This window comes from Priestia endophytica DSM 13796 (assembly GCF_900115845.1).
Classification (GTDB): domain Bacteria; phylum Bacillota; class Bacilli; order Bacillales; family Bacillaceae_H; genus Bacillus_I; species Bacillus_I endophytica.
This window is the reverse complement of record NZ_FOXX01000008.1, coordinates 159,285-176,568: the sequence shown is the minus strand read 5'-3', so window position 1 is coordinate 176,568 and position 17,284 is coordinate 159,285. Positions and strand designations below refer to the sequence as shown.

The window sequence follows — 17,284 nt, the reverse complement described above, 5'->3', positions numbered from 1 at the left end:
AAATAGAGGCTATCTCTAGAGAATATAATAAAAAACACCTTTTCGTTAATAGAAGATAACGAAAAGGTGTTTTTTATTTGGGGAAAAGGAGTGGAAATAGTTTTCATTGCGTTCTTTTATTTACTTGTTTTTCATCAAATATGGAAAATCCATACTACAATTGGGCCAAGTATAGATCCAAGCAAAGCGCTTAGTGTCATAGATACAGAACTCATAGAAACAGCTAATTCACCATATTCAAATGTTTTAGCAGTACCGAGCGCATGTGAAGCACTTCCGAACGCAATCCCTTTTCCAAGAAAGCTATGGATGCGAACCCATTTTAAAATGGCTGGCCCAATAACAACGCCAGAAATACCGGCAATCATGACAAAGACCGCTGTCATAGAAGGAACCCCACCTAAACTTGTCGTAATTTGGATGGCTACAGGAGTTGTAATGGACTTTGGAAGAATTGATAAAACTAAGTCGCGATTAATTCCAAATGCTTCTGCAAACAACAGTCCGCTTACCATTCCAAACAGCATGCCAATAAACACACCAGTAAAAATAGGGAAAATATTATTCATTAAAATTTTGCGGCTATTATAGAGTGGATAAGCTAATGCTACAACGCCAGGCCCAAGCAAAGAATTAATCCATTTGCCACCAACCATATAATTTTCATATGAAATGTGAAAAACTAAGAGAAGTAAAACAATCGTTATTGTTGTTGTAATAACAGGAAGAAAAATAGGGTATGAAAAACGCGTGTATAGTTTTGTCATGACGAAGTAAGCGCCAATGGTTACTAGAATTATACTGATCGCGATAAGTGTTTGTTGCATTCTTTTCTCTTCTTTCGTTTTTTTGTTTTAGTTTCGATAAATTGACTAGCAACTCCAGCAGCAATCATCGTTATAATCGTACTCATTACAACAATTAGAAATAAGATACCGCCGCTAATAGAAAATAGGGATGGATAGTTGATTATACCGACCATAGATGGGATAAATAATAACGGTAAAAAGGACAATAAAAAACTTGCTCCATCTTCAACAATTTTAACAGGAACGATTTTGTATGATAAACAAATAATTAACAAAATAAGACCAATAATACTACCAGGAATAGGGATATGAAGAAAGTGATGAAGAGCTTCTCCAACGATTGAAAAAACATATAAAATGGTAATTTGTAAGATAATGCGTATTCCTTTCATAAGAAAAAGTTGTTCTTCCCTTAAGAACAACTTGCCTCCTTTCAAAACATGATAAAAATCAAACTTCGCTTTATTTTCCAACTTTTTTCTTGTATGATACAAGTATATAGTTGTATTATACAAGTAGATCTTTATTTGTCAATAAAGAACCGCAACAGAGCTATTCTTTTGGAGGGAATTCTGTGGAAAGAGAAAACAAAAAAGCAATTGAGCAGATTGAATATGAGCTTACAACTTTTATAAGACGAGCGGTTTACAAAGATAACTCAGAAAATAAAATAGGGGACTTAGAGCGAGCTGTTTATTTATTACTAAGGCAGTTAGAAGAGTTTGGACCAGCCCGGTTAACAACGTTGGCAGATTCTTTTAAATTAGATATTTCAACACTATCTAGACAAGCTTCTGCCGTAGAAGCCAAAGGGTTAATCTCCCGTTTTTCAGATCCTTCAGATAGGCGTGGAAGTTTATTTCAAATTACAGAGTTGGGGAGAGAAAAGCTTTTAGCGGATAAAAGAATGAGAATACAGCGCTATCAAGATATGTTAAAAACCTGGTCTAGCGAAGAACAAAAATTGTTTGGTGAGCTTTTAGTACGTCTAAACGAGGCATTTATTGATTAAACATCGTTTTGAATAAGCGAACTTTAATCGTATATATCAATACTCCCTAACATAAAGATAATTTATCCTATCTTAAGCATGGGAGGGAGCGATTTTTGTTATTTAATGCCCCTTTAAGATCAAAATGAAGAAATTCATCTTTTTATGTGGCCTTATTCTAGCAATACATTCCATTATAAATGTTAAAGTAAGCTCGTTCCTTTATAAAGGGACGAGCTTGCTTTTTAGAAAATCGTAATAGCGGAATAAACGAGCAATAAACACATTACTATATTTATGGTTTTATTGTATTTGGAAAAAAGCTTTTTAAAAGCCGCCCCGAACACGGCCCATAATAGTAGGGCTACACAACCTATTACGATCGTTAAACACATAAAAAAGAAGATCGTGATATTTGAACCACTATAAGGAAGTACGAACGTTGACAGGGCTGTTAAAAAATACAATATACTCTTCACATTAAGAATTTGAAAGAATAGACCTGAAAAGAAAGACGACTGATTATCAATATCTTCTTCCTTTCCTCCCTTAGAAAAAGCAATCTTCCATGCTAAATAGAGTAAGTATACTGCTCCAACGACTTTAAAATAAGGTTCTATCATTGGTATCCATTTGTACAGACTTGTAGTTAATAATGAGGTTACAATTCCTAGAATAATAAATCCTGAAAGTATGCCAATGTTGAAGGGGAGAGATTTTTTAAATCCAAATCTTCTCGCTTCATTCATCATTAAAAGATTACTTGGGCCAGGTGTAATTGATGTAATAATGATATAGGAAAGGAATGCTGTAAAATTCATTTCGTTAATCTGTCCTCTCAATAAAAAATAGTTGAATAAGTTATGTGATTTATTGTAATATGCATTTATCTATTAGTGAAATTGAAATTACAAATAACTAATATCATTTTTTTGAATATATGAGAGGAGATTATGAAGGATGGAAATAAGACAACTTCTCACTTTTCGAACGATTGTTGATGTTGGAAGTTATACAAATGCTGCTGCAAAATTAGGGTACACTCAGTCAACTATTACTTCTCATATTCAAGCGCTGGAAAGGGAAATTGGTGGGGAATTATTCACTTATGTTAAGCGAGAATTAAACTTAACCTCTTTAGGAAAAGAATTAATTCCTTTAGCTGATGAATTGTTACAAACGTATAACCGGATAGCTCAAATGAAAAATCATAACACAATAAGCGGAGAGTTAAAGATTGCTGCCCCTGAATCATTAACCATTTCTCGTCTAGGACCTATTCTTAGAGAATATTCTAGTAAATATCCAGACGTTAAGATCATATTGAGTAACGGAACTTGTGGGAAAAACCAAAAGGACCTTATGAGTGGCTATGTTGACGTTGCTTTCATGATTTGGCCAGAGCTAGAACTAAATGATTGTATTCATCATCGACTACACAAAGAAGAAATTGTTTTAATAACCAGTCCAGATAAAAACCAACACTTTGATTATTATAAAAACAAAGAAACCACGGATTTCTTTGTTACAAATGAAAAAGGATGCAGCTATCGTTCTATGTTTGAGACGTACCTTACTCATCATAAGCTTCCTAAATTTCAAACAATGGAACTGTGGAGTTTAGAAGCAATTAAGCAATCTGTAATAAGTGGTTTAGGTTTTGCTGTATTACCTTATGTTACAGTGAAAAATGAGGTTGAACAGGGGTTATTAAATGTTATGAAGCACAATGAAAAGTTCGAGCCCATTTACTCACACTTACTTGTCAAATCAAAGAAGTGGCAGGCTCCTGCAGTTGAAAAATTTATTGAGTTAACATTAGAAGCTATATAGATTAATGAATGAGTAAAAAGGAAGACGAATTAGAGTAAAGTTCATAAAAAATCGTCTAACAAGATTTTTTTCCAGGATTTGAAAAACAGGAAGTACTTTCGAAAAAAGTAATATATAATAGGAAGAAACTTGTTGAAAGGAAATGTTTGCCGATGTACGATCCAACTGTTTTTGATAATTTAAAAGTTGCATTTGAAAACGAACTATATGATCTTGATAATCTTGAGGAGGAAATCACCATTGTTTCTCGTACAGATACATTGGAAATGTCGATTATGGCAAAGGAATTCCGGCTAGGATTCCAGCTTTCTGATGAGCATGCGGTTACTGCAGAGGTGTGTTTGTACGCTTCCTTACAAGATCTTGCTAGTGAGATCTTAGAAGATCCTAACAGCAACCCAAGCTGTACGCTCCGTTTGTTTTTTTACGTAGACATAGATCGAAATAAGGTAGAAGCACAGTGTTCGAAAATCGAAAAAGGGCTCGGAGATATTTGGACACAGCAAAACCCGCCAAAGCAGACTTTGCAATATCAGTACGGCAGAGAAAAGACCATTCATAATACAATTGAAATCAATTTTAATCGTAAAATAAATGAGAATCAGATGGAAGATATTCCGAATTTGATTGAGCATATGCTCCATTCCTTAGAAATGTTAACAGATATGTATAAAGAAGCACTATAATATGCTTTCTAAGCACTAGTACACTGACTTTATATACTGATGTGGGATAATGTAAAAGTGATGAAATGCTTGACTACTAAAGGAGGCATCTCAATTGGAGCAGAAATTAGAGTTCAGAATAGCTACTGAACAAGATTTAGTGCAGATTGTAGCCATGCTTGCTGACGATGTTTTAGGAAGTAAGCGTGAGCGTTATGAGCAACCACTTCCGGAAAGTTATATTACAGCATTTCAGGCGATTAGGGATGACCCTAATAATGAGTTAGTAGTAGCTGTTGACGGAAATAAAGTTATTGGCGTCCAACAAATTACTTTTACCCCATATATCACACATCAAGGTGGATGGAGAGCTACAATTGAAGGAGTGAGAACCTTGTCTTCTGTACGTAGTAAAGGTATAGGCACTAAGCTTATCAAGTGGGCTATTCAACGTGCAAAAGAACGTGGTTGTTATTTAATACAATTAACAACAGATAAAAAAAGAGATGATGCTTTACGCTTTTATAAACATTTAGGTTTTCATGCAACACATGAAGGATTAAAAATGAAACTTTAATAGGTTTATTAAGATAATGAATTTGATAGTTAATAAGATATAGAAAGCGATCATTTCTACTTTGTTCAGATAGAACCGTCTCCGCTCAATGGGGTAAAAGTTATGACAAATGAGGTGTTTCTAATAGAGAAAATACCCAGTAAAACTCTTAAGAAGATACAAGAGGACATTGAAAAAAACGATTTAGGGAAAGCAAGGGGCAGACTTCATGGATTAATGTCAACCTATCCTAATGAATTGGCACTTCGTAAAAAATTAGGTGACATTTACTTTTTGCTAAAATATACCGATATGGCAGGTGGATATTGGTATCTAGAAGAAAATAAGACACCAGAAATGGTAGAAGCATGCCTTCAATTTGAGAAATCTATGGGAAATGATCCTATCGCAATAGCGAAAGGATTAAAATTTAAAGGGGAAAGTGAAATCCTTGAGAAATTAGAATTAAGGCAAGAGACTTCCCCCATACAACACAAAGTGAAAGAAAGTTTGCTTGAAGAACCTCAAGAACCTTTTATAGATAAAGTAATTATTTTCGGGATCTTTTCAATCCTTATCTTAACAATCCTCTTGCATTAATCGGAGTTTATACAGTTTTCAATTGGATTTTCTAATTCAAAACCTTAACACAGGGTGAGTTTGCCTGTTCATAGAATATCATAAAAAGAAGTTGAAAGTGCTTATCTTGGCTCCTTTTAAGCTACTAATAGTTCATTAAATGAAAACAGGAGAAATAGTACAGTAAAGTTAACGAGCAGTGGTTCTAATATTACTTAATTGAATATTGTTCTATCAGTTGACTCTTAATTATTTGTGCGGAAGTTCTTTCAGAGAACTTCTTTTTTTATTTATTGTAACAAATAAATTTGTATATAAAGACCATAATGAATACTAAATAGATGAGAGCGAACTTATATAAGAGAAGGAAATCTAACATGTAAAAATGATTAGTTGTTTTAACTACAAAAATTAAATAAAAAGTCTAAAAGAATAGAAATTGAAATCATAATAAAAGATAGACTTTGTCAAATGTTCTGACATATATATTGTTTATGTTACATACTAGTGTTAGAATTTAAGAGTGACCAAATAACGGTACTGCAGTTCCGAAAAACGGAACAAAACTACTGGTATTTAACAGAATATTCTGTTTTACGAACTGGAGCTTGGTTGCGCTTTAATTTTATAAGAAAAGAAGAGGGGGAAAGAGGATGAATAGAGTTGATTTGAACTGTGACTTAGGGGAAAGTTTTGGAGCTTATCGCATTGGTAATGACGAAGAGATTTTGGATTTTGTTACATCTGTGAATGTTGCTTGTGGTTTCCACGCTGGAGATCCTAGCGTTATGCGAAAAACAGTTGAGCTTGCTGCACAGAAAGGCGTTCAAATTGGGGCGCATCCAGGTCTTCAAGATTTAATTGGATTTGGTCGCCGTAATCTTTCAATTACTGCTCAAGAAGCCTACGATATTGTTGTGTATCAAATTGGAGCGCTAGATGGCTTTTTAAAAGCGGAAGGGCTTGGGATGCAGCATGTTAAACCACATGGAGCACTTTATAATATGGCAGCTAAAGATAAAAATTTATCAAAAGCAATTGTGAAAGCTGTTTATAACATAAACGCTGACCTTATTTTATTCGGCTTAGCGGGAAGTGAGCTTATTAAAGCAGGAAAAGAAATTGGATTACGTACAGCGAGTGAAGTGTTTGCTGATCGGACATATCAAAGCGATGGCTCGTTAACAGCAAGAAGCGAAAAGAATGCGCTTATTGAAAATGACGATGCAGCTTTAGCACAAGTAGTTCGGATGGTGAAGGAAGGAAAAGTGAAGTCTCAGCAAGGAGTTGATGTTTCACTGCAAGCAGATACAATTTGTATTCATGGAGATGGCGCACATGCGTTAGAATTTGCTCGTCGTATTCAAGGATCATTAACAACATCTGAAATCGAAGTGAAGGCGATTTCAAGCTAAGTATAGATAGGGGGAAATGAAATTGGAGCCAAAGAAAAAAAATACACCAAAGAAAGAGCTCTCTGCACCAAAAGTTAATTGGTCGCTTATGTTAGGAGCGGCATTCTTAATGGCCACATCAGCGATTGGCCCGGGATTTTTAACACAAACAACGGTTTTTACACAAAATCTTGCAGCAAGTTTTGGATTTGTTATTTTAATCTCGATTATTCTCGATATTTTTGCTCAGACGAATGTTTGGAGAATTATTGCAGTTTCTGGAAAAAGAGGACAAGATATCGCAAATATGGTATTACCAGGATTAGGGTACGTATTAGCTGCGTTAATTGTCATTGGTGGACTTGCTTTTAATATCGGGAATATTGCTGGAGCAGGTCTTGGTTTAAATGCTATTACTGGCATCTCACCAACAGTGGGAGCCGCAATTAGTGCTATTATTGCCGTGCTTATCTTTGTTGTAAAAGAAGCAGGAAAAGCAATGGATAAATTTACGCAAATTGCAGGATTTGTCATGATTGGCTTAATGATTTATGTAGCTTTTACAACGTCACCACCTGTTGGAGAAGCGGTCGTAAAAACTTTCGCACCAGACAAAATTGATTTTGTAGCAATTGTTACACTTGTTGGTGGAACAGTTGGAGGATACATTACGTTTGCTGGTGGACACCGTTTATTAGATGCGGGAGTCAAAGGTGTAGATGCCTTACCACAAGTAACAAAAAGCTCGATTACTGGAATTTTAATTACGTCTGTTATGCGCATTGCTTTATTTTTAGCTGTTCTTGGTGTTGTAGCAAAAGGGCTTCCAATTGATGCAGGGAACCCTCCAGCATCCGTATTCCAACTAGCAGCAGGAAACATTGGTTACAAAATTTTTGGAATTGTCATGTGGTCTGCGGCGATTACATCCGTAGTAGGAGCAGCGTATACATCTGTTTCTTTTATCAGAACATTCAGCCAAAAACTCGATAAAAATGCAAATTGGATTATCATCGGATTTATTATTATTTCTACTGTTTGCTTTGTTCTAATTGGAAAACCTGTTAAAGTACTTCTTCTTGTGGGAGCTCTCAATGGTTTAATTCTTCCTATTGCTCTTGGAACATTGCTCATTGCGGCGTACAAGAAGAGCATTGTTGGTGACTATAAGCACCCTTTATGGCTAACCATTTCAGGTATCTTTGTTGTTGTTGTAATGGCCTTAATGGGTGGGTATACACTAGTTGATCAAATTCCACAGCTATTTAAGTAAGCTAAGCGCCTGCATATAAAGACTATTGCTATGTGCAGGCGACTATTGTTTTAGGAGGGGATTTTAGTGGAAAACTTATCTCAAAAAACACCGTCAGAAATTCGGAATTTAATTCGTGAAGGTAAACTTGTGCAGCCAACAGCAGGAATGGCAAATGGATATGCTCAAGCTAATCTAGCAATCTTAAAAAAAGAACATGCCTTTGATTTTCTTCTATTTTGTCAACGGAATCCTAAATCTTGTCCTCTTTTAGATGTAACAGAGGTTGGCTCTCCTTTTCCAAAGTTCGCTTCATCTTCAGGAGATATTCGCACAGATATTCCAAAATACCGAATTTATAAGGATGGAGAACTTACAGAGGAAGTAACAGATATTACAGAATATTGGGAAGATGATATGGTTGGTTTTTTAATTGGATGCAGCTTTACCTTTGAACATGCTCTTTTAAATAACGATATTTCGGTTCGTCATATTGAGGAAGAGTGCAATGTTCCCATGTATAAAACAAACATCCCTTGTGTTGAAGCAGGCATTTTTCGGGGGAATATGGTAGCAAGTATGCGTCCTATTCCTCACAAAGATGTTGTAAGAGCGGCACAAGTAACATCACGCTTTCCTTCTGTTCATGGAGGACCTATTCATATCGGAGATCCACACGTTATTGGTATTCAAGATATTAATACTCCTCATTTTGGAGATTCAGTGACAATTAAAGAAGGGGAAACACCGGTATTTTGGGCATGTGGTGTCACTCCACAAGCTGTTGCAATGGAAACAAAGCCACCTATTATGATTACGCATGCACCAGGACATATGTTTATTACAGACATTCGCGATGAGAAGCTTGGCGTTTTATAGAAAAAGAGGTGAAAATATGAGTTCAACCAAAACAGATTTAGTTCAGCAAACAACACTTTCACCACTCGGTGACTCAGCTATTGTTGTTACATTTGGAGAACGTATTGACTATCAAATTCATAAGAAAATTAAAATGTTTATAGATACATTAGAAGCTCATCCATTTCAAGGGTTTATTGAGTGTGTGCCGGCATTTACAAATGTAACGATTTTTTATGAGCCACTCCAAGTTATAAAAGCAAATAAGGAGCGTACAATAAAAGACTTTATTTCTCCTTTTGAAATCGTTTCAACTCTTATAAACGAAAAATTAAATGAAGTGTCTGACGAAGGGGATTTAAAACATCGTCAAGTGTCAATCCCTGTTTGTTATGGAGGAGATTATGGTCCAGACCTTGACCATGTTGCCAAATATAATAATTTAACGAAGGAAGAAGTCATTCATATTCATTCAAATGGAGAATATTTAGCTTATATGATTGGTTTTGCACCTGGTTTTCCTTTTTTAGGTGGTTTATCTGAAAAAATTGCAACACCAAGACGTTCATCACCAAGAGCCTCTATTCCAGCAGGAAGCGTTGGAATTGCTGGAATGCAAACAGGCGTTTATCCAATTTCAACCCCTGGTGGATGGCAACTTATCGGTCAAACTCCTATCCAGCTCTTTCTTCCAAATCAAAAGCCACCAAGCTTACTTCAAGCAGGAGATAGAGTGAAGTTCGTTTCGATCTCACAAGAAGAATATGAAGAAATAAAGCGAAAAGAGGGAGAAAAATGAGCTTACGTGTCATAAAGCAAGGATTACTTACATCTGTTCAGGACCTTGGGAGAAGAGGTTTTCAGAAATATGGAGTTATTGTAAGCGGTGCAATGGATTCTTACTCTCTTAGAATAGCAAACTTGCTTGTTGGGAATGACGAGAATGAAGCAGGACTGGAAATTACGTTAATGGGCCCTCTTTTACAAGTAGAAAAAGACTGTGTAGTTGCTATTACAGGAGGTGATTTGTCTCCAGCTGTCAATGGTGAAGCTATTCCAATGTGGAAACCCATATTTGTGAAAAAGGGGAGCACCATTAAATTCGGTCAATGTAAAAGGGGCTGCCGAGCGTATTTAACGATTAAAGGTGGATTTCAACTTGAGAAAGTTTTAGAAAGTAAAAGTACGTATTTACGCGGTGAGATTGGTGGATTCAAAGGAAGAGCTCTAAAGGAAGGGGACGAATTGCATTTTGCTCACGTATTAAATGAAAGACCTTCCTTTTTATCTCAAAATATTGGAGAAGGGGCCATAACGTCTCAGTGGTCTGTTCACTATGAAAAGTTTGTTCCGATAGCAAATAATGATAGCATTCGAGTAGTACATGGCAGTCAATTTGACTTTTTTTCGTCAAAAAGTCAGCAAGAATTCACAGAGAAGCCTTTTAAGGTATCAACACAATCAGATCGCATGGGATATAGGATGGAAGGACCTTCCCTTCAATTAAAAGAGGCAAAAGAACTTTTATCAGAAGCTGTATCTCAAGGATCCATTCAAGTTCCCCCTGACGGAAACCCCATTATTTTATTAGCAGATAGACAAACAACAGGAGGATACCCTAAAATTGCCCAAGTCATTACAACTGATTTACCACTCATTGCTCAGAAAAAGCCTGGTGAATCGGTCACTTTCACCTATGTGTCTTTAAAAGAAGCGGAAAAGTTGTATTTAGAGAAGGAGCAAGAACTTTATAAATTAAAGATGGGTATTTTGTTAGCTTCGAAAAGGTTAGAGTAGGGACATGAGGGAGAAGAGAAAATGCACACAAATAATAAAACGGTCGTTAAATCCATGCAAATCTTAAATCTTTTTATTAAGCATTCTAAGCTTACTTTTACAGAAATGCTAACTTACTCGGAAATTCCAAAAACATCACTACATCGTATGGTTGGCTCACTTGAAGAAATGGGGTTTTTAACAAAAGATAAAGACGGCTTTTATTCTTTAGGGCTTCTTTTTTTACAGTTTGGACAACTTGTGGCAAATCGATTAGATATAAGAATAATTGCAAAACCCATTATGGAACAACTTCGAGATGATGTAGAAGAAGCGGTAAATTTAATTATTAGAGATGGAAACGAAGCAATGTATATCGAAAAAGTAGATACACTTCAACCTGTTCGACTGTACACGTCTGTTGGAAGGCGATCTCCTCTTTATGCAGGAGCATGCTCTCGTATTATTCTAGCTTATTTGCCAGAGGAAGAACGAGAAGCCTACTTAGAGCACGTAGAGCTAGAACAAATTGGGATTGGGACAATTACAGATAAAGAAAAATTAAGAAAAATATTAGCACAATCAAAAAGGGAAGGCTACACAGTAAGCATTTCAGAACTTGAGAATTATACAACAGCAATCAGCGCTCCTATTTTTAATCATAAAGGAGAGGTGATAGCAGGCCTTAGTATTGCTGGAATTGAGGGAAGGTATGGAGAAGAAAGGCTCCCAATCCTTATTAAAAAAGTCACTTCAGGAGCAAACTTGATTTCTAAAAAGCTAGGATACAACATTCCATAAAACCCCTATATGCTAAGGATATAGGGGCTTTTCAAGGAGAGGAGAAATCCTACATCCATACCTCAGACAAAATGGACACTCCTTGTTTAATTTCTTCCTCAGACAACGATCCGAAGCCTAATAATACAGTCCCTGTTTCACATTGAGGTTTTCTTTTCCAATAAGGATTTGTTGGGTAAACTTTAACGTCTTTTGAAGAGGCTAGTTTAATAAGTTCTTCTTCACTTTTTCCGTACACTTTTACTAATATATGTAACCCTGAACATTCTCCAAGGATCTCAAATTTATTAGCATCAAACCTTTTGTTTATTTCTGATATAAGAGTAGTATGCTTTTTTCGGTAAGCATTTCTCATTCTAGCAATATGTTTATCTAAATAATTTGTCTTCATAAAAGCTTCCATAATCCATTGTTGTAAGCGAGGAACTGTTTGTTCATAAAGAGAGAAGCGCTCTTTATAGATGCTTAATAAAGGAGAAGGAAGTACGATGTAGCTCATTCGCATTGCTGGAAGAAGAAGTTTAGAAAAAGTACCAAGATAAATGACTTTCTCCGCTTCATCCATTCCTTGAATCGATTGGATAGGTTTTCCTACATACCTAAATTCACTATCATAATCATCTTCTATAATAAAAGAATTATGGTCTCTAGCCCACTGAAGCAGCTGTTCACGCTTTTTCTGTGTCATAATGACGCCTGTCGGAAACTGATGAGATGGTGTAACGTAAACAGCATAAGGATTAGTTTTGTAAAGTTCTTCAATACTAAGTCCATCCTTTTTTATAGGAAGAGGCTCTACATCTACATTCAAATTTTCAAATATAATTCGTGCTCCGTTGTAGCCAGGTTCTTCAAATCCTATTAGCTTGTCTTGCAGATTTAAAATTTGAGAAAGTAGGATTAGGCTTTGTTGTGTTCCAGAGGTGATAATAATTTGTTCGGGAACACACTTGACACCTCTTGAATTTATTAAGTAGTGATAAAGCTCTTTGCGAAGCCCAAATTCCCCTTGAACATCTCCATATGTAAACAATTCTTGTTGCCTCTCAGCGTAGACGGCATTTGCGATGTTATGAAAAGTTTTAGAAGGGAAAAGGGTAGATTCTAATGTTCCATAGCGAAAATTATAGCGAGGTGAAGGCTTGTATTCTACTTTCCTATCATCTTCTGAGGAATGTGAAAAAGGGAAAACATCCTCTACTTGCTTTTTAACATATATTCCGCTTCGTGGTTTCCGCTCGATAAAGCCTTCATCAGCGAGTAAATCATAAGCAAGTGAAATTGTATTATTGCTAACATGCAAATGTCTGGCAAGTCCTCTAATTGAGGGAAGCTTACTACCGAAAGGGATCTTTCCTTTCAAAATTTTTGTTCTTAAATCGTCGTATACTTGAACATATAAAGGACCACTATCCTTTTTTATAAAGGGAGTTATATTAACCACTGTAAGAACCTCCATTATTCTGTACCTAAATAATTTTTATAAACTGTCTCTTTTGTAAGCAATGAGGGGTTTTTATAATAAAAGTTATAGAAAATCAAGCATACGCTTTAGGAGGGAAACTATATGAATTCTATTACGATTCGTTTAGTAGTTCAAGAAGATACTTTAAAAATGGTTCCATTAATGAAGGAGTACATTGTTGACTTTTATCAAAGAAAGCAGCCAGTTGAAAAAATTAAACAACATTTTACATATTTACTAGCCCATCAAAGTCAAGGTGTGCAATATGTTGCCGAGCATAAAGGAGAGCTTATTGGCTTTGCAACTCTCTATTTTTCATTCAGCACGCTTAGTTTACAAAAGAACGCTATTTTAAATGATTTATATGTTTCTCCTTCATATCGAGGAAAAAAAGTAGGAGAGCGGCTTTTTCAAGCATGTTTTACATATGTTAAGGAACATGAATATGCAGGTATGACATGGGAGACAGCGAAAGATAATGTTGTAGCTCAAAAACTATACGCAAAAATGGGAGGAATAGAGTCACAGTGGAAGCATTACGAACTGAATATTTGAGAAGAGGGAAACGTCTCTAAAAAACAAAACTATTCACCAGAAAATATGTTCGCTTTTATGAAATAACAAAGGCCTATATGATATAATAATAGAGTACAGTTTTTTAGGGTGAGCAGCGGTACTCCCGAAGTAAAGGGGGTGGTGCCCTGCATGTTGACTGTGTATGAAGCGATGACAATTGCTATTTCGTTATCTACTCTTGTTGTTGCGATTATTGCTGTCACGAAAAAAAAGTAATATCACCCTTTAGCCCTACTAAAGTATAAAGGGAGTATTACTTTTTTCAGTACTCTTTATATGATATGTGGACCACTGCTCTTCTAGCAGTGAAACTGTACAGAGAGCGTTGGTTGCAGCCAGCGCTCTTTTCTTACTTTCATTATACCCTCATTTTTTAATGAATATCAACCATTTAAGTCTTGATTCCTATTGTATATATTCTTTATGTGTGTTTAGCTTTAGGATTCTGTTGGAAGGCTCTTTTCCACAAGAAACATTAACTGTATACGTTTGGAAAATGTCATGCTACACATCATGAAGATGCTGTAATATCACTTTTCTGATATTACAGCAATACTGAAGGAGAGGATTAGACACTTATCTATCTAAGTCTTCTTTTTCTTTTACAAATGTAAAATTCCTGCAGTACTTTCTTTAGATGTAAGATCTTAAGGGAAGGGGGTTAGTTCAATTTACTCTTTTTCACTTTTGTTCGTATTCCTGCCCATATTGCGATAATAAGACCTCCAACCGTATCAGCAACTAAATCAACCATCGTATCTTTATTTCCGCCTCCTTGCAGAGTCATCCCAAAGAATTGATCTGAACTAAATTCATAAATCTCCCATAGGATACCCCCAAGAGCAGCAAAAGAAAAAACAAAGAGAAAAACAAACCATGAGGATATGCTTTTCCCTGCACTTCTATGTATGAGTCTTTCATACAAAGCAATCGCAAGAAAAGCAATGAGAGCTCCACTTATTAAGTGTAAAAATGTATCCCACCAACCTAGTCCATACCACCCTAAAATAGAACCTAAATACTGTGAGCAAAATAAGAAAATTAAGTAAGAGATAACAAGAGGTAAATTAAAGGTAAACTTAGTAAATAGAGCAAGCAGAAGAGGAATGAGTCCACAGATAACCCCTCCTATAGCAACCAATGCTTTAAATGATTTATCATCTACGTAAAGAAATACAGCTAAACTTCCCATGAAAATGACATAAATGACACTCAATAATAGAACAAGTTTGCGATTCATTTTTACACCTCCATATTTATTTATAGTGTTTTTCTTCGTACTATAGAATAAATAGCAACGAGGAGACCCCCTACTATTCCTATAATCATGTCATACATAGTGTCCGTATTGCCTCCTGATTGCATTGTACGTGTAAAAGTTAAATCTCCTACAAACTCATAAATTTCCCATAAAGCTGTTGCATTCACCGAAACAGAAAGCACGAAAAGAAAGAGGATCCATTTAGAAACATGATCGCGTGTTTGCTTAGGGATACATAATTTATACAGTGAAATGGCTATAGCGCCCATAAAGATCCCTTTATAAAAGTGAAGAGTCGAATCCCACCATTTAAAGCGGCCATAAAACTCTTCAATAGAACCTAAAAATAACGTACAGAAGAGAAAAAGATAATAACCAATAATAATCAAAGCGGGAAAAGGGATGTTTTTTGAAAACAATAATAACAGAGGTAACGCACTTACAAATATGCCTCCTAGCGCTACTTCCCAACGAGAAATATCCCCTTTAATAAGATAAAAGATAAATAAAGCGGTCATAAAGATTACAGAAGTTATACTAAGAATTAAGATTAATTTCGTTTTCAATTTATCACCTTATTCAATAAATTACGGGAATTAGCATTAAACTCTAAGTAGAAATTTTATTTTTGAACTCTTGTAAATTATGTCCGAATTATCGAGAGATTACTCTTTTGAGAGAAGTAATAAAGATAAGTGAACTTTTTACTTATCTTACTTTCCGAGAAGCTTATCTTTTTCCCCTTTCTCTTTTGTTATGCTAAGCTGTTATTTGGGAAAAGATATAGCCAACCCTTGAGGAAAAAAGGAGCTACTATGGAAAACTTAGAGAAGTACTTTATGCTATTTGATCAATCTAGAACAAGTGAGGAAGCATTTGAACAGCTTGCTGATTTATTTACAGATGATATGGAGTTTGTGCTAAATGGCTATAAGCAGGCTGGGATTAAAAACTGGCGCAATTTTGTCAAGATGGTTTACACAGAAAATAAAGATCTTAAACATATGTATCAAGGATGGGAAAAAGTTCAGGGTGATGAAACTCGTACGTATGAGACACGGTGGGCCGTTTGTGGAAAGCGGGCTTCTGGGGAAGTTTATACACAGGAAGGCAAAGATATCGCAAAGCTAGATGAGGGTGGGAAAATCATTTATCTCGAAAATGTCCCTGACAATACAAAGATGTTTCAAACATATAAAAAGGACTAAAAGAGCGTTTATTATGCTCTTTTTTTATGTTGTTATAATTAAAAATTAAGAAAATTGTTGCTTAAAAGGAAATTCATCTATAAAATAGAGCCAGATACAGTCGACCGGACACTGTATTCTTCATTATCTTTATTATGAAAGAGTCCTGCATTTAAAAGAGGGGGAGAGAGAATGAAAACATTCAAGATTGCTTCTATTCCAGGAGACGGAATTGGAAAAGAGGTTGTTCCAGCTGCTAACGAAGTTTTGAAAACGATTGCAGATATTCACGGAGGACTGAAGTTTGAATTTACAGATTTTCCATGGAGCTGTGAGTATTATTTAGCACATGGAAAAATGATGCCAGAGAATGCTCTTGAGCAATTAACAGACTTTGATAGTATCTTTTTAGGAGCTGTTGGAAATTTAAAACTAGTTCCCGATCATATTTCATTATGGGGAATGTTGATTAAAATTCGCCGTGAATTTGAACAAGTGATTAATATAAGACCAGCTAAAGTATTAAAAGGGATTCGTTCACCGCTCCTCAACCCTAAAGATTTTGATTTAATTGTTGTTCGCGAAAACAGTGAAGGAGAGTATAGCTCTGTTGGCGGAAACATTTATAAGGGACAAGATGAGATTGCCATTCAAAATGCTATTTTTTCAAGGAAAGCGACTGAAAGAGCGATGCGTTTTGCTTTTGAATTAGCGTCTAAAAGAAAAAAACATGTCACAAGTGCTACAAAATCAAACGGAATTTATTATTCTATGCCGTTTTGGGACAGCGTTTTTGAAGATGTTTCAAAAGATTATCCAGGAATTCAAACAGATTCTCAACATATTGATGCGCTCGCTGCTTTTTTCGTTACTCGTCCGCATCAGTTTGATGTTATTGTGGCCAGTAACCTATTTGGAGATATTTTAACAGACTTAGGTGCTGGTATTATGGGAAGCGTTGGAATTGCTCCAGCAGCAAATATTAATGTTAATGGTAAATACCCTTCCATGTTTGAGCCTGTACACGGATCAGCTCCTGATATTGTTGGAAAAGGAATAGCTAATCCAATTGGACAAATTTGGACAGCTAAGATGATGTTAGATCATTTTGGGGAAGAAGAATTAGGAGGCATGTTATTAGACGTTGTAGAAAGCGTTACAAACGACAGCATTTTAACACCTGACGTTGGCGGGAATTATACAACAGAAGAAGTGACAAATGAGATTATAAAAAGGTTAAAGATCGTTGAGAAGCAAGGTGTATAATGAATAAAAAAGAGG

At 35.6% G+C, this 17,284-nt stretch carries 20 protein-coding genes and 1 pseudogene; 15 read left to right on the top strand and 6 right to left on the bottom strand.

What is annotated here, in order from left to right; genetic code table 11:
- Positions 1-134: 134 nt before the first annotated feature.
- Both BM012_RS15970 and BM012_RS15965 read right to left on the bottom strand, forming a co-directional pair.
- Complete coding sequence (locus BM012_RS15970; protein ID WP_061805580.1) at positions 135-827, bottom strand: LrgB family protein; 693 nt, start codon at positions 825-827, stop codon at positions 135-137.
- Positions 797-1,201 (bottom strand): CidA/LrgA family holin-like protein, encoded by a 405-nt coding sequence (locus tag BM012_RS15965; RefSeq protein WP_061805714.1) that lies wholly within the window; start codon positions 1,199-1,201, stop codon positions 797-799. Before BM012_RS15965 ends, BM012_RS15970 begins: the two co-directional genes overlap by 31 nt.
- A gap of 182 nt (positions 1,202-1,383) precedes the next feature.
- Here BM012_RS15965 and BM012_RS15960 point away from each other — a divergent pair, with 182 nt between their 5' ends.
- Positions 1,384-1,821, top strand: coding sequence for a MarR family winged helix-turn-helix transcriptional regulator (locus BM012_RS15960; protein ID WP_061805581.1), 438 nt, complete (start codon positions 1,384-1,386; stop codon positions 1,819-1,821).
- 224 nt (positions 1,822-2,045) lie between these two features.
- Here BM012_RS15960 and BM012_RS15955 read toward each other — a convergent pair whose 3' ends face one another.
- Positions 2,046-2,621: a LysE family transporter gene (locus tag BM012_RS15955; RefSeq protein WP_061805582.1), complete on the bottom strand. Its 576-nt coding sequence runs from the start codon at positions 2,619-2,621 to the stop codon at positions 2,046-2,048.
- Between the two features lie 139 nt (positions 2,622-2,760).
- Between BM012_RS15955 and BM012_RS15950 the strand changes: the two genes are divergently transcribed.
- The 10 genes and pseudogenes from BM012_RS15950 (at position 2,761) to BM012_RS15905 (ending at position 11,514) form a co-directional block, all read left to right on the top strand.
- Positions 2,761-3,633, top strand: a complete 873-nt coding sequence (locus tag BM012_RS15950) for a LysR family transcriptional regulator (protein ID WP_061805583.1) — start codon at positions 2,761-2,763, stop codon at positions 3,631-3,633.
- 152 nt (positions 3,634-3,785) lie between these two features.
- Entirely contained in the window at positions 3,786-4,319 is a 534-nt protein-coding gene (locus BM012_RS15945; protein ID WP_061805584.1) for a hypothetical protein, read from the top strand.
- Positions 4,320-4,473: 154 nt separating this feature from the next.
- The gene (locus BM012_RS15940) at positions 4,474-4,875 is read left to right on the top strand and encodes a GNAT family N-acetyltransferase (RefSeq protein ID WP_407719648.1); all 402 of its coding nucleotides are present in this window, start codon (positions 4,474-4,476) and stop codon (positions 4,873-4,875) included.
- A 102-nt stretch (positions 4,876-4,977) separates the two neighbouring features.
- Positions 4,978-5,489, top strand: a pseudogene (locus BM012_RS15935) (DUF6584 family protein).
- A 597-nt stretch (positions 5,490-6,086) separates the two neighbouring features.
- On the top strand, positions 6,087-6,848 hold the full coding sequence (gene pxpA / locus BM012_RS15930) for a 5-oxoprolinase subunit PxpA (RefSeq protein ID WP_061805586.1): 762 nt from the start codon (positions 6,087-6,089) through the stop codon (positions 6,846-6,848).
- A gap of 22 nt (positions 6,849-6,870) precedes the next feature.
- Positions 6,871-8,100 carry an NRAMP family divalent metal transporter gene (locus tag BM012_RS15925; RefSeq protein WP_061805587.1) on the top strand — a complete coding sequence of 410 codons (1,230 nt, stop codon included), beginning with the start codon at positions 6,871-6,873 and terminating at the stop codon, positions 8,098-8,100.
- 66 nt (positions 8,101-8,166) lie between these two features.
- A complete protein-coding gene (locus BM012_RS15920) occupies positions 8,167-8,958 on the top strand; it encodes a putative hydro-lyase (RefSeq protein ID WP_061805588.1) in 792 nt (263 codons plus the stop codon).
- Positions 8,959-8,974: 16 nt separating this feature from the next.
- Positions 8,975-9,736 carry a 5-oxoprolinase subunit PxpB gene (gene pxpB / locus BM012_RS15915; protein ID WP_061805589.1) on the top strand — a complete coding sequence of 254 codons (762 nt, stop codon included), beginning with the start codon at positions 8,975-8,977 and terminating at the stop codon, positions 9,734-9,736.
- Positions 9,733-10,734: a 5-oxoprolinase subunit C family protein gene (locus BM012_RS15910; protein ID WP_061805590.1), complete on the top strand. Its 1,002-nt coding sequence runs from the start codon at positions 9,733-9,735 to the stop codon at positions 10,732-10,734. The genes pxpB and BM012_RS15910 overlap by 4 nt, the downstream gene beginning before the upstream one ends.
- 21 nt (positions 10,735-10,755) lie before the next feature.
- Positions 10,756-11,514, top strand: a complete 759-nt coding sequence (locus BM012_RS15905) for an IclR family transcriptional regulator (RefSeq protein WP_061805591.1) — start codon at positions 10,756-10,758, stop codon at positions 11,512-11,514.
- Between the two features lie 49 nt (positions 11,515-11,563).
- Here the strand turns inward: BM012_RS15905 and pdxR are convergent, their stop codons facing one another.
- Positions 11,564-12,958: a MocR-like pyridoxine biosynthesis transcription factor PdxR gene (pdxR, locus tag BM012_RS15900; protein WP_061805592.1), complete on the bottom strand. Its 1,395-nt coding sequence runs from the start codon at positions 12,956-12,958 to the stop codon at positions 11,564-11,566.
- 123 nt (positions 12,959-13,081) lie between these two features.
- Here pdxR and BM012_RS15895 point away from each other — a divergent pair, with 123 nt between their 5' ends.
- On the top strand, positions 13,082-13,534 hold the full coding sequence (locus BM012_RS15895) for a GNAT family N-acetyltransferase (protein ID WP_061805593.1): 453 nt from the start codon (positions 13,082-13,084) through the stop codon (positions 13,532-13,534).
- Positions 13,535-13,675: 141 nt separating this feature from the next.
- Positions 13,676-13,771: a putative holin-like toxin gene (locus tag BM012_RS26865; RefSeq protein ID WP_221410622.1), complete on the top strand. Its 96-nt coding sequence runs from the start codon at positions 13,676-13,678 to the stop codon at positions 13,769-13,771.
- A gap of 445 nt (positions 13,772-14,216) precedes the next feature.
- Here BM012_RS26865 and BM012_RS15890 read toward each other — a convergent pair whose 3' ends face one another.
- Together BM012_RS15890 and BM012_RS15885 are read right to left on the bottom strand one after the other, a co-directional pair.
- Positions 14,217-14,795: a DUF2238 domain-containing protein gene (locus BM012_RS15890; RefSeq protein WP_061805594.1), complete on the bottom strand. Its 579-nt coding sequence runs from the start codon at positions 14,793-14,795 to the stop codon at positions 14,217-14,219.
- A gap of 20 nt (positions 14,796-14,815) precedes the next feature.
- Entirely contained in the window at positions 14,816-15,382 is a 567-nt protein-coding gene (locus BM012_RS15885; protein ID WP_061805595.1) for a DUF2238 domain-containing protein, read from the bottom strand.
- A 249-nt stretch (positions 15,383-15,631) separates the two neighbouring features.
- Here BM012_RS15885 and BM012_RS15880 point away from each other — a divergent pair, with 249 nt between their 5' ends.
- Positions 15,632-16,024, top strand: coding sequence for a hypothetical protein (locus BM012_RS15880; RefSeq protein WP_061805596.1), 393 nt, complete (start codon positions 15,632-15,634; stop codon positions 16,022-16,024).
- 171 nt (positions 16,025-16,195) lie between these two features.
- On the top strand, positions 16,196-17,269 hold the full coding sequence (locus BM012_RS15875) for a tartrate dehydrogenase (protein WP_061805597.1): 1,074 nt from the start codon (positions 16,196-16,198) through the stop codon (positions 17,267-17,269).
- Positions 17,270-17,284: the final 15 nt, after the last annotated feature.

Excerpts from the sequence above, each read along its gene's own strand:
- BM012_RS15955 (WP_061805582.1), bottom strand. The coding sequence starts at position 2,621 with ATGAATTTTACAGCATTCCTTTCCTATATCATTATTACATCAATTACA.
- BM012_RS15875 (WP_061805597.1), top strand. The coding sequence starts at position 16,196 with ATGAAAACATTCAAGATTGCTTCTATTCCAGGAGACGGAATTGGAAAA.
- BM012_RS15950 (WP_061805583.1), top strand. The coding sequence starts at position 2,761 with ATGGAAATAAGACAACTTCTCACTTTTCGAACGATTGTTGATGTTGGA.
- BM012_RS15905 (WP_061805591.1), top strand. The coding sequence starts at position 10,756 with ATGCACACAAATAATAAAACGGTCGTTAAATCCATGCAAATCTTAAAT.
- BM012_RS15945 (WP_061805584.1), top strand. The coding sequence starts at position 3,786 with ATGTACGATCCAACTGTTTTTGATAATTTAAAAGTTGCATTTGAAAAC.
- BM012_RS15880 (WP_061805596.1), top strand. The coding sequence starts at position 15,632 with ATGGAAAACTTAGAGAAGTACTTTATGCTATTTGATCAATCTAGAACA.
- BM012_RS15965 (WP_061805714.1), bottom strand. The coding sequence starts at position 1,201 with ATGAAAGGAATACGCATTATCTTACAAATTACCATTTTATATGTTTTT.
- pxpA (WP_061805586.1), top strand. The coding sequence starts at position 6,087 with ATGAATAGAGTTGATTTGAACTGTGACTTAGGGGAAAGTTTTGGAGCT.
- BM012_RS15910 (WP_061805590.1), top strand. The coding sequence starts at position 9,733 with ATGAGCTTACGTGTCATAAAGCAAGGATTACTTACATCTGTTCAGGAC.
- pxpB (WP_061805589.1), top strand. The coding sequence starts at position 8,975 with ATGAGTTCAACCAAAACAGATTTAGTTCAGCAAACAACACTTTCACCA.
- BM012_RS15895 (WP_061805593.1), top strand. The coding sequence starts at position 13,082 with ATGAATTCTATTACGATTCGTTTAGTAGTTCAAGAAGATACTTTAAAA.
- BM012_RS15940 (WP_407719648.1), top strand. The coding sequence starts at position 4,474 with ATGCTTGCTGACGATGTTTTAGGAAGTAAGCGTGAGCGTTATGAGCAA.
- BM012_RS15890 (WP_061805594.1), bottom strand. The coding sequence starts at position 14,795 with ATGAATCGCAAACTTGTTCTATTATTGAGTGTCATTTATGTCATTTTC.
- BM012_RS15970 (WP_061805580.1), bottom strand. The coding sequence starts at position 827 with ATGCAACAAACACTTATCGCGATCAGTATAATTCTAGTAACCATTGGC.